This window comes from Tenacibaculum ovolyticum DSM 18103 (assembly GCF_000430545.1).
In the GTDB taxonomy this organism is placed as follows: Bacteria; Bacteroidota; Bacteroidia; order Flavobacteriales; family Flavobacteriaceae; genus Polaribacter; species Polaribacter ovolyticus.
In genome coordinates this window covers 279469-293994 of the sequence record NZ_AUMF01000008.1, presented here as the reverse complement: position 1 = coordinate 293994, position 14526 = coordinate 279469, and the positions used below count along the sequence as shown (strand labels likewise).

Genomic DNA, 14526 nt, shown 5'->3' with positions numbered 1-14526 from the left:
ACTACTACATTATTGTTTTCAGTAATTTGTTTTCCGTTGTAGTTATCAGCAGCCTCAGTTCGGTAGAGTTCTAGCTTTATTTTTTGTCCGATGATATTGGTGGTTTCCGCTATAAACGTAATTTTTGTACCATACGGAACAGCCTGTAAGTGTGAACTTATAATATTGCCATCGTACATAAAGTACGAGCGTATAATTTTAGGCTCTTTGCTTACTATTATTTTAGAGAGCTTACTATTTGCAATCGATTTTTTTAATGTGTACCCTTTTGCTTGTATGTTAAAGTAAATAGCGACTGTGGTTGCTTTACTAGTTGCTATAAATTTAGTTATTGCTGTATCGTCTCTTAAACATAATTGTAAGTTTATATTACCATTTTTATCTGTTTGAGTGTTATAACTACCAATTAATTTTTTATAACCTACATCTTCATACACCCCAACAATAATAGGTTTGTTGTTATAATTAGGAATACTTGCGTTAATATAGTTTTTTACTTGTTTCTGATAACCAGTTTGTAATTTTAGTAGTCCACTACTATCTGCCCAGTTCGCTTTAGTAACTTGTGGTTGCACTACCTTTATACTTTTACATGCATTGGTAAGTTTTTTAGAACTATTGTAACTACTATAATTCATATAAGACTCTACTACATAATTACCTGCTTCATGTGGTACAAAATTAAAACAGTTACCTGTTGCTACATAAGGCTTGTTATCTATTTTCTGTAGCCCTTTGGGTATGTATATTTTTTCGTCTTTAAAAACCACCCACTTGGTTTGGTTTATTTCTTCGGCAGTAACAGGATTCATTCGATATGCTATCACCTTGCAATTAAAACTTTGTTGGGTATTATATAAAACCCAACTTTTATCTACACTAATAGCGTTAGGGTAGTTGTTTCCTACCTTAAATGTTACTTCTTTGGTTATCGATTCAGAAACTGCTTTAATCGTATAAATTCCCTTTTTATTAAATAGCTGCTTAAATTCGGTTACCCCTTTAGCATTTGTAATTTCTTCTTCGGTATATTTTTCTTTTTTTGCAGATTTATAACACATATACCACGTTATTAATGGAATACTACTGTTTTCTCCTACATCGGCAGTAGCCACAAATGTTAAAGATTCTTCTAATCGAATCATTAAGTTTTTCGTAGCGTTTTCTTTTACTAAAATACTCGTTAATGCAGGTTTCTTAATATGTATTGCTATGTAACTCTTATTGTTTTTTTTCGCTTTAGCATATTTTCCTTTTTTATACTCTGCTTTATTTCCATAAGCCTCAACAACAAATTCTCCGTATTCTGCAAATGTGAAAGAAAACTCCTCACCAATATCTACAAAAGTATGTAGTAAACTACCATCTTTCTTGTATATTTTCCAGTTAATATTCGGGTTTTTAATATTTGCGGCAAACTTAATTGAAGTGTCTTTTAGGTGTTTTATTCCTTTCTTATCTTTTGTTACTTTAGAAACAGATCTTCCTGTTTTATCTGTAAGTTTATTTAATACTGCATAAATTTTTGAACTACTTAAGTTTTTAGGATATAAGTTTCTAAATGAAGGATATACACTCGCATTTATTTTTAATAAATCTTTGGGTAAAACATCAAAATCAACATCTGTTAATAAGTCAAGAAATAAAAACAATTCTTCATTATTACTTAAAATACTTTCTAAACTAAAATTCGCATTTTTTAATTGCCCCAATATAGCGGTCCAGTAGCTTAGCTTTTTAGAAGTTGTTTTTTTGTTAGCTATGTATTTTTCTTCTATTTCATTAATAATAAAATTACGCAGCTTCTTTTTAGTTAACTTTTCTCCTTCTTTAGCATTCACTATTATTTCATCATATACCTTTTTTAACTCTTTATGCTCAGGTTGTTTTATTAAGGCTACTACGGGTGTTCCTTCTTCTATTTTTTTAATAGTTTCTTTCCAATACTTAACTTTTCTAGCGTCATAGGTTACTGCCTTTTCGTTTAAGTAACGCTCTTTAATGGTTTTAACAAGTACCTCATTATTATTAGACACTCCATTTAATGCCTGATACGCATTTACCAACTCTTCGTTACTGCTTATTGTAATTTGTTTCTTATTAGCGAAACCGAAACCAGTATCGTTTGTAATTTTATTAGCTTTTTTGGTAACACCAAAGTCTTTATTAGATTTTGAAGTTTCTTTTTTAATTGAAGGGGTTTCTTTAAAGGAGCTTGAAATTTTTGCTGTATTTATTAGAACAGAAGCACCCGGTTTTGAAGTTTCTCTTTTAGGGTTTTCTTTCTTTTTATTGGTTACTGACACTTGTTGAGGTGAATTATTAGTACCTCTTTCTTCATTGCTATTTAAATAGGCATCTAACTGTTTTTTAGCTTCCAGTTTATCTAAAATCTCAATAGTTGCCTGTTGTATTCGTTGCGCTATATATTCAGGAGTTTCATGAGGTGCTAGTTCTTCTACATGTATATTAAAATTTTTTATTTTAATAGTTTTTTCGTTTTTACCCAACATAGCTTTTATTTAAATAACAATACATATTTATACTAAAATATGTGTACTAACAAACTTACTGGTTTACCTTTTTTTATTCACCTTTATTTTTGCTTTTTTACTGAAAAGACAAGATAAATTTTCTTGTTAATTGCTTTTACTCAAATTATACTAACTTACTTTTTAATATCTTTTATCATTTGAACTTACTTGACTGTGGTACTTTGTAAGTGAGGTAGATAGAGGAAGAAAAATTATATATTTTAGATTCAAATAAGGTTAAATAAAAAAGCGGCTTTGCTTTTACAAAACCGCTTTAATAGTAGTTAATTATTATGTAGTTACTTTACTTCAAAAGTAATCTTTAAGTTTACTCTAAATTCGGTAACTTCATCTTCATTTACAACAGCACTCTGTGATTGTACAAATACAGATTTAATGTTTTTTACAGATTTAGAAGCTTGCTTTACTGCTTTTTTTGTAGCGTCTTCCCAACTTTTTTCAGAATTAGACAGTACTTCAATAACTTTCATTATAGCCATAATAATTTTTTTAATGATTAATACATCGTAAATATAATGATTTTTGTGCTGATTTTTTCTTTAAAAAGCTCTAAATAGACCTCAATGTTAATTTAATGTTATGTAAATGTTTGTTTTGTGTAAAATTTTAACTATATTTGAATAGTATTAATCCACAAAAATTTAAAATATGAAAAAATTAATAATAGCTGTTTGTATTTTATCAGTATCATTATTGCAAGCTCAAAAAACAGCACCGAAATTTGAAAAGGAAGGAGATTTAGTAAAAGCTACTTATTTCTATGAAGATGGTAAAGTTAAAGAGCAAGGTTTTTTCAAGGATAAGAAATTAACGGGAACATGGACGTCTTTTGATGTGAATGGTAACAAAAATACTATAGCGCATTATAAATCTGGAAAAAAGGTAGGTAAATGGTTTATCTGGAAGGAAGATGGCTTAAAAGAAATATCATATAAAGATAATTCTATAGCAAGTGTTCAAACTTGGAAAGAAGAAACGCAAATTGCGATTAAATAGTTTTTAAATTAAAGTTGTTTTAACCGAGTATTCTTACTCGGTTTTTTATTTTCTACCAAAATCTGCAGGGATTTCTCCCCAGGCCTTTGTTTCCCATTTTAATATTGGATTGTTAAAAGAGTTCTCTTTTAACCATTTTTCAGCACGCTTTATTAGAGTCAAAACATCTTTGTTGCTAGCATCAAAAGTTATATTGGTTCTACATTGTTTCTTTTTAATCCAACTCATAGCTATTCTAGAATCAGAATATATAGGGTAGGTATCCATTTTTTTGTTTTTTAACAATGCTATCCCGTGCACAAGAGCTAAAAATTCACCAATATTATTAGTTCCTTTTTTATAAGGACCCATTCTAAAAATTTCTTTTTTGCTTTTAGTTAAAACACCACGGTATTCCATTACACCAGGGTTTCCAGCACAAGCAGCATCAACAGAGATTGTTTCTAAAAGTGGAGTTCCATAGGCTGCTTTTTCTTTGGCAGATAAGGTAACTTTTTTGGTGTCTTTCCCTTTATAGTCATTGTAACTCTTTGTAAAGGCAAGTTCAGCTTCTTTTTTATCTATAAAAGCTTTGTATTGCGCACCTTCATATCCTGTTATTTGCTTTTTACAAACATTCCAAGAAGTGAATATCCCTGTTTTTTTACCGTTCCAAACAACGTAATATTTTTTTTTAGACATTTTTAAGAATTACATCTTCAATAACCTTTGGAAAGTGTTCTTGTTCTAAAATATGAATTTTTTCAGCAATATTATCAGAAGAATCGTTACTTGTAAGTGAAGTTTTAGCCTGAAAAATAATAGCACCTTCGTCGTAATTCTCATTTACATAATGAATTGTAATACCGGTTTCTACCTCATTATTTTCTTTTACTGCTCTATGAACATTCATTCCATACATTCCTTTTCCGCCATATTTAGGAAGCAAAGCAGGATGAATATTTATAATTTTATTAGGAAAGGCTGCAACTATTTTTGCAGGAATACGCCATAGAAAACCAGCAAGTACAATTATGTCAGCTTCAACTTGTAGAAAGTTTAAAACAGTGTCATCTTTTGTAAAGCTCTCTTTATCAAATAGAGAAGCCTCTATTTCTAGACGTTCACACCTATTAAAAACTTTGGCATGTTCATTGTTAGACAGCACATGAGTAACTGTAGCAGTTTTAGTAGATTGAAAGTATTTTATAATATTTTCGGCATTGGTACCAGAACCTGAAGCAAAAATTACGATACGTTTCATGTTTTATTAAGGTGTTTTGTTACTACAAAAAAAAGAATAATTATTAACAACGGTGGTGTTTGTAGGAAAAGTTTCATTTTTTTTTTACATTAGACATCACATTTTTGAGCAAAAATTAGCATTTATAAGTAAGATTTGTATTTTTGCATCGATTTTAAATTTTAAAATAAATAAATTATGTCAGACATAGCATCAAGAGTAAAAGCGATTATCGTAGACAAATTAGGAGTAGACGATAACGAAGTAACAACAGAAGCGAGCTTCACAAATGATTTAGGAGCAGATTCTTTAGATACTGTTGAATTAATCATGGAATTCGAAAAAGAATTTGACATCCAAATTCCAGACGATCAAGCAGAAAACATTGGAACTGTTGGACAGGCAGTAAGCTATATTGAAGAAGCAAAAAAATAAATTTATATGCAATTAAAGCGAGTTGTAGTAACTGGACTTGGCGCATTAACGCCAATAGGAAATAATAAAGATGAGTATTGGAATAGCTTAGTTAACGGAGTTAGCGGAGCTGCACCTATAACGCATTTCGATGCTGCCAAGTTCAAAACTCGTTTTGCATGTGAGTTAAAAAACTTTAACGTAACAGATTTCATTAATAGGAAAGATGCACGTAAAATGGATAGGTTTACGCAATATGCAGTGGTTGCTTCAGATGAAGCTATTGCAGATTCGAAATTAGATCTAGACAAAATAAACAAATTAAGAGTAGGTGTAATTTGGGGAGCTGGTATTGGAGGTTTAGAAACTTTTCAAAACGAAGCTATAAATTTTGGAGCTGGAGACGGTTCACCAAGATTTAACCCTTTTTTTATACCAAAAATGATTGCTGATATTGCACCAGGTTGGATTTCTATAAACAATGGATTTATGGGACCTAACTACACAACAGTATCTGCATGTGCATCATCTGCAAATGCGATGATTGATGCATTAAACTATATCCGATTAGGACACTGTGATGTAATCGTAACAGGTGGTAGTGAAGCTGCAGTTACAATTGCTGGTGTTGGCGGATTTAATGCAATGCATGCACTTTCTACAAACAACGAGAATCATAAATCAGCATCAAAACCTTTTGATAGTGAACGTGATGGTTTTGTTTTAGGTGAAGGAGCAGGAGCACTTGTATTAGAAGAATACGAACACGCAAAAGCAAGAGGAGCAAAAATTTATGCAGAAGTTATTGGTGGAGGTATGTCGTCAGATGCTTACCATATGACAGCACCACATCCAGAAGGTATAGGTGTAATTGCTGTAATGAAAAACTGTCTTGAAAATGCAGGTTTAAAACCAGAAGATGTAGATCATATTAATACACATGGTACCTCTACACCATTAGGAGATGTAGCTGAGTTAAAGGCTATTTCTGAAGTTTTTGGAGACCATGCTAAGAGTATTAATATTAATTCAACAAAATCTATGACAGGGCACTTACTTGGTGCTGCTGGAGCTGTAGAATCTATAGCATCTATTTTAGCTATGGAGCATGGTATTATTCCTCCAACAATTAATCATGTTAATGTTGATGAAAATATTAATCCAGAGTTAAACTTAACGTTAAACAAACCTCAAAAACGAGAAATTAAAGTTGCAATGAGCAATACATTTGGTTTCGGAGGGCATAACGCTTGTGTAGCTTTTAGAAAACTAGATTAATCCTTTATGAATTTTCTTCGTAGAATAGTTAAACCCCAAAATAAAGAGGACGAGAATTTTTACTACGAATTAAAAGAACTGCTTAATTTTAAACCTATAAAGCTTTCGCATTACAAGAAAGCTTTTACACATAGGTCTTTGAAATTAATAGATAAAAAGGGGAATCCGATTAATTACGAACGTTTAGAGTTCTTAGGAGATGCAATTTTAGGGTCAGTAATGGCTTCATACTTGTATAAGAAAGTTCCAGAAGGCGACGAAGGGTATTTAACTCAAATGCGATCTAAAGTGGTTAGTAGAGAGCACTTAAATACTTTAGGTAAGGATTTAGACTTAATTAGATTTGTAAAAAGTAATATAGCTAAAGAACATATTAGTAATAATCTTTACGGAAATATCTTTGAAGCTTTAATTGGAGCCATTTATTTAGATAGAGGTTACAATTATTGCCATCAATTTATTTACGAACAAGTTGTATTACCTTATGTTAATATAGAGAAACTAGAAGGTAAAATTTCGAGTTATAAAGGATATATTATTGAATGGTGCCAAAAGAACAAGAGGAAATATAAGTTCGAATCATATGAAGATTCTGGAAACCAGAGTAAAAGACACTTTAGTGTAAGGGTTAGCATCGATGGTAATGTTATTGGTAAAGGAAGATCGACTTCAAAGAAAAAAGCAGAGGAAATAGCAGCGAAAAGAGTATATTATGCTATGCAAACTCAAATGGAAAACTCTTAACATTAATGCGAAAACCTTTTCGTAAATTTTACATTATATTTTAGATACATTCAGTAATTTAGCAAAAAACAAACAGTTGTTTTTATGGTTACTTATGCATTAAATATTAATGAATTTTCTACTAATGATTTTGCGTTAATAGCTATTCATACAGTACTTAGTGAATATCAATTAGCATATTTGCTAAATAAGCATTTACATATAAAATTTAGCAAAGCGAGTTACAATTTAGATTTTACTCAAAAAAAAAATCAAGCTTCTTATACTGTATATGAATATACAAATACAGAATTAGATTATGATTGGTTCTTAATAGCGAATGTGTGTAAATCAACCCTTAAAGCAACTTCAACAAACCTTTTTAATGAAAGCGATTCAATAAGTTGCCTTATACCAGAGAAAAAGAAAGTTGATTTTTTTTTAAAAATAGAAGGAGGTTTTGATTTTGAATATATTGTAAAGACAATTGAAAAGATAAATCAAATTCCACAAATTATAACCTCATACGAAGTAGAGGTAGAATCTTTAAAGTCGAAAGACTTTTTAATATTTTAAATTATGCCACACAACAAAAAAACAAAAATTGTAGCAACATTAGGACCCGCAACAAACACAAAAGAGATTTTAGCTGATATGGCTGCTGCAGGAGTAAATGTTTTTAGAGTTAATTTTTCTCATGCAGATTATGATGATGTAAAAGAACGTATTCGACAAATAAGAGAAATTAATGAGGAAAGAGGTTACAACGTGGCAATTTTAGCTGACCTACAAGGACCAAAATTAAGAGTAGGAATAATGAAGGAAGGAGTAGAAGTAAAAGCAGGTGATGCTTTTGTTTTTACAACAGAGGAATGTGAAGGAACTAAAGAAAAAGCGTTTATGACTTATAAACGTTTTCCTAAAGATGTTAAAGTTGGAGAACAAATTTTAGTAGATGATGGTAAACTATTATTTGAAGTAGTTTCTACAGATAAGGATAAAGAAGTAGTTACGAAGGTTATTATTGGAGGTGCTTTAAAGTCTAAGAAAGGAGTTAATTTACCAAACACAAACATATCGTTACCTGCTTTAACTGATAAAGACAAAAAAGATGCAACTTTTGCTTTAGAGCAAGAAGTTGATTGGATTGCATTATCGTTTGTAAGAACACCTGAAGACTTACGTATTCTTAGAGATTTAATTAAGCAGAAGTCAAGATATAGAGTTCCTGTAATTGCTAAAATTGAAAAACCAGAAGCAGTAGAAAACATAGATGCTTTAATACCATATTGTGATGGATTAATGGTAGCGCGTGGTGATTTAGGGGTAGAAGTACCTATGCAAGACGTACCGTTAATTCAGAAGATGTTAGTTAGAAGGGCTAAAGAAGCAAGAATACCTGTTATTATTGCAACTCAAATGATGGAAACGATGATTGAAAACGCTGTTCCAACAAGAGCTGAAGTAAACGATGTTGCAAATTCAATTATGGATGGTGCTGATGCTGTAATGCTTTCAGGAGAAACATCAGTAGGGAAACACCCTTTAAGAGTTATTAAAAAGATGACCGAAATTATTGGTAGTGTTGAGTTTTCTGATTTAATAAAAGTTCCACAATCACCACCACATATTCGTACGAATAGATTTGTTACAAAATCAATCTGTCATCATGCAGCTTTAATGGCAGATGATATGAATGCTGCAGCTATTACAACATTAACAAATAGTGGATATACTGCATTCCAAGTTTCAGCATGGAGGCCAAAATCACACGTTTTAGCCTTTTCTTCTGAAAAAAGGATACTTGGTAAGTTAAATCTTTTATGGGGTGTTAGAGCTTATTATTACGACAGAGATTTAAGTACTGATGATACGCTTGAAGATATAAATGAAATAGCAAAAGAAAAAGGTTTTGTTAAGACAGGGAATTTTATGATTAATTTATCATCTATGCCTGTTAAAGCAAAAGGAATGGTAAACACTTTACGTGTTTCTCATATAGAATAATATCTTTTTTAAAGATGTAAAAAAGAGCCTTTTTCTTCTAGAAGAAAAAGGCTCTTTTTGTTATAACTTAATTTTTCTTGAGCAAATAATAGCGTCATTTACCACAAAAGGCATTGGCATCATAATTTCACTTCGTGGTTTTAAATTAAATTTTTTATTAGATAACAAGTCGTAAGATATTTCGTTTAATGTAATATCTGGTTTTATGTTTTTATCAATAGAAAAAGATATGGTTACATTTTTATCAGAGTTTGCCATTTGATAAATTAAAAGAGTTCCTTTATTGGCTGTAAATTCTTTACCACCATCATAAAAAACACCATTTATTGTTAAGTTTTTTAATTTAAGAATTGAATTGTTATTAAATTCATACCTATTTATTTTGCGAGTAGGAGTTATTGTAAAATTTAACTCTCTTTCATTATTAATAATGGTATCCTTATTAATAGTTATGTTAGAAATAGGGAAGTTTTTATTTTCTGCTTTTTTATGATAACTAAAGCCTGTATTGTATTTACTTTTTCCTTCAATAAAAGGGATTGTTCCCTCTAAATAATCATTTTTAAAAACTTGCTTAGTAAAACCATCTAGTTTTTTATTATAAGTAGCCCAATAAGAAGTATCAGTATCTGAGTTTTGTATAAAAACAATGCTGTTAGGTTTTCTTTTATCAATAGAATAACCACTATTAAAAGTTGCAAGTCCGAAAAATACAATTGAAACAAATCCAGCAATTACTTGCCAACCATTTTTCTTTTTTTGTTGATGAAAAACAGGTAGGGTAAAGCCAAATATTAGTGTAAGTAAAAAAGCGGAAACGAATAATATTTTTAAGCCTAAAGCAACAGGAAATAATTGTAACATAGGTGAAATCATATATATCGTTGGTATAGAAATTATAGCAAATAATGTAGCCCTAGATCGATTTCTAAGATCCATAAAAATTAAAATTGCTAAAATTATTAAGCAAGCATATATAGGAATTATAAAGAATCCTGCACCAGGCATATATTGCATAATAAAATAGTTTAAAACAAGCCCTGTAAAAATGGGTGCGATATAAAGATCAGCAGTTTTTTTAGTATTAAATTTATTATAAATTTTAAATAAAATCCAACTATTTAAGAAGATAAATGCAATAATGTATTGATATCCATTGTAGGTAAAACCATGTAAAATGTCGGTATATTCAGGGTGAATTAATAAAATTAATTTCCATAATCCGTATGAAAGACCTACACAAAGAGTAATAGATATAAAGTAAGGAATAAACCCTTTTAGTAATCCACTTAATGTTAATTTTTCATTTTTAATACCCAGATATAATAATGCTAAGAAAATTACTAATGCTAGAATAAACATAGGTAAAACCCATGAAAAGGGATAAATTAAAAGTTTTGTAAAAGGAAAATTAACGTAGATATAATCTTCATTACTATTTGTGTCGTTTAAATTTGAATTTGCAAAATAGTTGATAGAAGTCGTGAAGTATTCTGCTTGATGTTGTAATGTTTCTCTATTAAGTCTCTCATAAGAATCTTGAACGGTATGGTAATCGAAATGATCATCAATAAAAGCGAAATTAAAACCGTTTATATTTCCGTTTTCTCTAAATACTGTTAAATCAGTATCGTTAGGTAGTTTTTTATAAATACTGTACATTAAGGAGTTGGCAGCTGGATAGTTTGGTTTTGAATTTAAAAACTCTGTTAGTATTTTTTTGTTCTTTCCGTTTGTTTCCATCAACATATAACTAGCACCACCACTTCCTCTAGCTTCAAAATTTAATACCAATCCAATATTTTTTGCAAAAGGGTGATTTTCAACAAAAGCCTGAGCACCCAATAAGCCTAATTCTTCTGCGTCAGAAAAAAGAATAATAATATCGTTTTTTGGTTGAGCATTTTTGGCTAAAAAAGCGCGAAGTCCTTCAAGAATTGTTACAACGCCCGAACCTGCATCACTTGCACCTAATGATGAATGTGGGTTTGAATCGTAATGTGTTAGTAGTAATAACGATTTTCCTTTTTCTGTTCCTTTAATTTTAGCAACAATATTTTCGGTTGTTGTACTTGCTCTCCACTTTTTATTTATTGCTGTTTTTTGTTGAACTTCGGCAGTTAATCCTAGTTTTTTTAATTCATTAATAATATAATATTGAACTAATTTGTGTTCAGGAGAACCTGTATGATGTGCTTTTTTTGATATATTTTTTAAATGATAAAGCGCATTATTTATTGAGAAATCTGTAGGTTTTAATTCCTTGTCATCAGGTATAAGTGTTGGTGTTATATCACTAAAACTCCAATAAACAGTAAATAAGATAATTATAACAGCAAGAAAATTATTAGATGATTTCATAGTAATATTTTATACGTTATAAAAATAAGCAAAATTAATCGGTTAATTAAAATTGTTGTTAAGTGGTTGGTAATTAGTATATTTATAGATATAAGTAAACTATTATGGGGATTATAAACTTTCAAGGAAAACGAACGGGACAAACAGAAAACAAAGTAACAAAATTATTAGTTTCAGATTATATGACTAGGAATTTAATTACTTTTAAAGAAAATGAATCAATAGAAGACGTTATAGATTCATTGATTAAAAATAAAATATCTGGAGGACCAGTAGTAAATGATAAAAATGAATTAGTTGGTGTTATTTCAGAGGGAGATTGTATAAAGCAAATATCTGAAAGTAGGTATTATAACTTACCAATTGATAAAAATAATACTGTTGGAAAATCAATGGTTAAACAAGTAGAAACAATTGATGGAAATATGAATATTTTTGACGCTGCAAACAAGTTTTTAGAATCGAAAAGAAGACGATTTCCTATTATTGAAAACGGTAAGTTAGTAGGTCAGATTAGCCAGAAAGATGTATTAAAAGCAGCAATAATGCTTAAGGGAAATACTTGGAAGTAGTTAATCTTGCTTAACTAATAAATAACGTTCATTTTCTAATTCTAAATAACCTTGGTCATAAACATAAAAATAAGTGTTATTTGTTTTGGTAATATATAATGATGTGATAAATTTAAAATCAAAACCTTTATCAAATAACATACGTCTACTAACTTTAGTTTTACCAGAAATGTTAAGTTCTGTAAGAATTTTATAATTTTTACGTAAGCGGTTATTTGTATTTCTTATTAGATTTTTACTTTCTTTATTAATTTTGTTATTGTAAGAGTTTCTACAATAATCTGAACAGAATTTTTTATCAATTCTACCGATTACCTTATCATTGCATTCTAAACATTTTTTACTTTTCATAATTAACATTTTTTAGCTCATACCAATTTACTGGTGTTCCTTTAAAATTAAATTGATTTACAAATTGTAACCCTATCTTTTTTAAAATTTTATTAGAGCCTGTATTTTTTACATCAGCAGCGCCATAAATTATATCATAGTTCATTTTTTTAAAGCCAAAATCTAAACAAGCAAAAGCTGTTTCAGAAGCATAACCTTTGCCCCAAAATTCTGGGATAAATCGGTAGCCGATATCAACAAAATTTTGATATCCGTTTAGCTCTTCTTTCTCTCCAGTGTTTAATTTTAATCCAGACCATCCAATAAATTCACCAGAAGATTTTTCTATACAGGCAAATCTACCAATACCCAATTCTTTATATTGATTAAGAATAAACTGAATATTTTTTTCTGCTTCTAGTTTTGTTTTTATAGGGCTGTTTCCTAAATATTGATGAACTTTTTTATCAGAATCTAATGCAAACATTCCTTCAACGTCTGTTTCTTTTAATTCTCTTAAAATTAATCTGTCTGTTTCTAAATAGAATTTCATGATGTAATTATTTGATAACAAATATATTAAAAATAAACAAACGATTACATTCATTTACAAACGAAAACAAACGATTACTAACCGATTTTAATTTGTGTAGTGTTTCATCTTTGCAGTGTCAAAACGAATTGGCAAATAATAATCATTAAAACTTATCTTATGAGTACGTTAAGAAACAAAGTGCAGTTAATTGGAAATTTAGGAAATAACCCAGAAATTATAACTTTAGATAGTGGTAAAAAATTAGCAAAATTCTCTATTGCAACGAATGAAAGCTATAAAAATTCAGAAGGAGAGAAGATAATCGATACACAATGGCACAATGTTGTTGCATGGAATAAAACCGCAGAAATCATAGAAAAATACCTTCAGAAAGGAAGTGAGATTGCTATTGAGGGAAAATTAACCTCTCGTTCATATGAAACTTCTGAGGGGGAAAAGAGATATGTTACTGAGGTTGTTTGCAATGAGTTGTTAATGTTAGGTAATAAGTAGGTGAGTAACAGAAAATCATAATCGTTTTATGTTTTAGAACTCAGAATTATATTTAATTCTGAGTTTTTTTGTTTTAAACTTAAAGTAAATAACAGCAACTAATTTTTATTTTAAGAGTACTTTTGTGCCAGTAAATATTAAGAGAATGATACGAGAGAAACTAAAGAGAGAACTAAAAAATTATTTATTTATACTTAGTGGTAGTTTGATTTTAGCTGTTGGTGTTGTTGGTTTTTTAGCGCCAAATAAAATTGCAACTGGTGGAACTTCGGGATTGTCAATTGTTTTAAATTACATTTCTAATATTCCAATAGGAATGTTATTATTATTTTTAAATGCTCCATTACTTTTAATAAGTGTAAAATACATAGGGAAACGATTTGCTTTTAGAACAATGATTTCTATTATTTCTCTAGCTTTATTTATTGATTTATTTAGAGAAATTATGCACTTTCCAACATTAAGTACTAATACACTACTTTCTACTATTTATGGAGGAGCTCTTGTAGGGTTAGGAATTGGAGTTATTTTTAAAGGAGATGCTTCGGCAGGGGGAGGAGCTATTATAGCTCGTATTTTAAAAGACAAGTACGGTTTTAAACCAGGGTCAGTAATTTTAACATTAGATATCTTAGTGGTTCTTTTATCAGCAATTGTTTTTAAAAATCTGGAACTTGCGTTATGGGCTATGCTTAGTATTTTTGTTGCAAGTAAATTTATAGATTTAGTACTTACTGGACGAAAGCAAAATAAAATTGTACACATAGCCTCAGAAGATTTAAATGCACTTAAAAGTATAATTGCCTCAAAAATGGGAATTTCAGGTACATTAATACAAGGAAATGATTTATCTCAAACCAATCAAAGAAATGTTATTTTTTTATCGATAAATAAGAATAGGATTATGACGCTTAAGAACCTTGTTGAAAAACACGATCCTGAGGCATATATGATTGTCTTAGAGGCAACAGAATTATTAGGTTCTTCAAGAGAAATTAAATAAACAATTCAACTTTCTAT

Annotated in this window: 16 protein-coding genes; 9 read left to right on the top strand and 7 right to left on the bottom strand. The window is 29.7% G+C overall.

The window, feature by feature from the left end; translation table 11 throughout:
• The coding region (locus H518_RS0101235) for a hypothetical protein (RefSeq protein ID WP_028887388.1) at positions 1-2513 on the bottom strand (2513 nt) is incomplete at its 3' end.
• 320 nt (positions 2514-2833) lie between these two features.
• On the bottom strand, positions 2834-3034 hold the full coding sequence (locus H518_RS0101230) for a dodecin family protein (RefSeq protein ID WP_028887387.1): 201 nt from the start codon (positions 3032-3034) through the stop codon (positions 2834-2836).
• A gap of 169 nt (positions 3035-3203) precedes the next feature.
• On the opposite strand from H518_RS0101230, the gene H518_RS0101225 reads away from it, so the two are divergent.
• Positions 3204-3551 (top strand): toxin-antitoxin system YwqK family antitoxin, encoded by a 348-nt coding sequence (locus H518_RS0101225; RefSeq protein ID WP_028887386.1) that lies wholly within the window; start codon positions 3204-3206, stop codon positions 3549-3551.
• A 45-nt stretch (positions 3552-3596) separates the two neighbouring features.
• Here H518_RS0101225 and H518_RS0101220 read toward each other — a convergent pair whose 3' ends face one another.
• Both H518_RS0101220 and purN read right to left on the bottom strand, forming a co-directional pair.
• Positions 3597-4232: a ribonuclease H1 domain-containing protein gene (locus tag H518_RS0101220; RefSeq protein ID WP_028887385.1), complete on the bottom strand. Its 636-nt coding sequence runs from the start codon at positions 4230-4232 to the stop codon at positions 3597-3599.
• Positions 4225-4794 carry a phosphoribosylglycinamide formyltransferase gene (gene purN / locus H518_RS0101215; protein WP_028887384.1) on the bottom strand — a complete coding sequence of 190 codons (570 nt, stop codon included), beginning with the start codon at positions 4792-4794 and terminating at the stop codon, positions 4225-4227. Before purN ends, H518_RS0101220 begins: the two co-directional genes overlap by 8 nt.
• Before the next feature lie 177 nt (positions 4795-4971).
• On the opposite strand from purN, the gene H518_RS0101210 reads away from it, so the two are divergent.
• The 5 genes from H518_RS0101210 (at position 4972) to pyk (ending at position 9195) form a co-directional block, all read left to right on the top strand.
• Complete coding sequence (locus tag H518_RS0101210) at positions 4972-5208, top strand: acyl carrier protein (protein ID WP_004569249.1); 237 nt, start codon at positions 4972-4974, stop codon at positions 5206-5208.
• A gap of 6 nt (positions 5209-5214) precedes the next feature.
• Entirely contained in the window at positions 5215-6465 is a 1251-nt protein-coding gene (gene fabF / locus H518_RS0101205) for a beta-ketoacyl-ACP synthase II (RefSeq protein WP_028887383.1), read from the top strand.
• A 6-nt stretch (positions 6466-6471) separates the two neighbouring features.
• Positions 6472-7209 carry a ribonuclease III gene (gene rnc / locus H518_RS0101200; RefSeq protein WP_028887382.1) on the top strand — a complete coding sequence of 246 codons (738 nt, stop codon included), beginning with the start codon at positions 6472-6474 and terminating at the stop codon, positions 7207-7209.
• Positions 7210-7293: 84 nt separating this feature from the next.
• On the top strand, positions 7294-7764 hold the full coding sequence (locus H518_RS0101195; RefSeq protein ID WP_028887381.1) for an IPExxxVDY family protein: 471 nt from the start codon (positions 7294-7296) through the stop codon (positions 7762-7764).
• Positions 7765-7767: 3 nt separating this feature from the next.
• Positions 7768-9195 carry a pyruvate kinase gene (gene pyk, locus H518_RS0101190; RefSeq protein ID WP_028887380.1) on the top strand — a complete coding sequence of 476 codons (1428 nt, stop codon included), beginning with the start codon at positions 7768-7770 and terminating at the stop codon, positions 9193-9195.
• A 60-nt stretch (positions 9196-9255) separates the two neighbouring features.
• Here pyk and H518_RS0101185 read toward each other — a convergent pair whose 3' ends face one another.
• Positions 9256-11556 carry a M20/M25/M40 family metallo-hydrolase gene (locus tag H518_RS0101185; RefSeq protein WP_028887379.1) on the bottom strand — a complete coding sequence of 767 codons (2301 nt, stop codon included), beginning with the start codon at positions 11554-11556 and terminating at the stop codon, positions 9256-9258.
• A gap of 104 nt (positions 11557-11660) precedes the next feature.
• On the opposite strand from H518_RS0101185, the gene H518_RS0101180 reads away from it, so the two are divergent.
• Positions 11661-12128 (top strand): CBS domain-containing protein, encoded by a 468-nt coding sequence (locus H518_RS0101180; RefSeq protein WP_028887378.1) that lies wholly within the window; start codon positions 11661-11663, stop codon positions 12126-12128.
• Here H518_RS0101180 and H518_RS0101175 read toward each other — a convergent pair whose 3' ends face one another.
• Positions 12129-12479, bottom strand: a complete 351-nt coding sequence (locus H518_RS0101175) for a hypothetical protein (protein ID WP_028887377.1) — start codon at positions 12477-12479, stop codon at positions 12129-12131.
• Positions 12469-13011 carry a GNAT family N-acetyltransferase gene (locus tag H518_RS0101170; protein ID WP_028887376.1) on the bottom strand — a complete coding sequence of 181 codons (543 nt, stop codon included), beginning with the start codon at positions 13009-13011 and terminating at the stop codon, positions 12469-12471. The genes H518_RS0101175 and H518_RS0101170 overlap by 11 nt, the downstream gene beginning before the upstream one ends.
• 159 nt (positions 13012-13170) lie before the next feature.
• On the opposite strand from H518_RS0101170, the gene H518_RS0101165 reads away from it, so the two are divergent.
• Together H518_RS0101165 and H518_RS0101160 are read left to right on the top strand one after the other, a co-directional pair.
• On the top strand, positions 13171-13506 hold the full coding sequence (locus H518_RS0101165; RefSeq protein ID WP_028887375.1) for a single-stranded DNA-binding protein: 336 nt from the start codon (positions 13171-13173) through the stop codon (positions 13504-13506).
• A gap of 145 nt (positions 13507-13651) precedes the next feature.
• Positions 13652-14509: a YitT family protein gene (locus H518_RS0101160; protein ID WP_043706302.1), complete on the top strand. Its 858-nt coding sequence runs from the start codon at positions 13652-13654 to the stop codon at positions 14507-14509.
• The last annotated feature ends 17 nt before the right edge of the window (positions 14510-14526 follow it).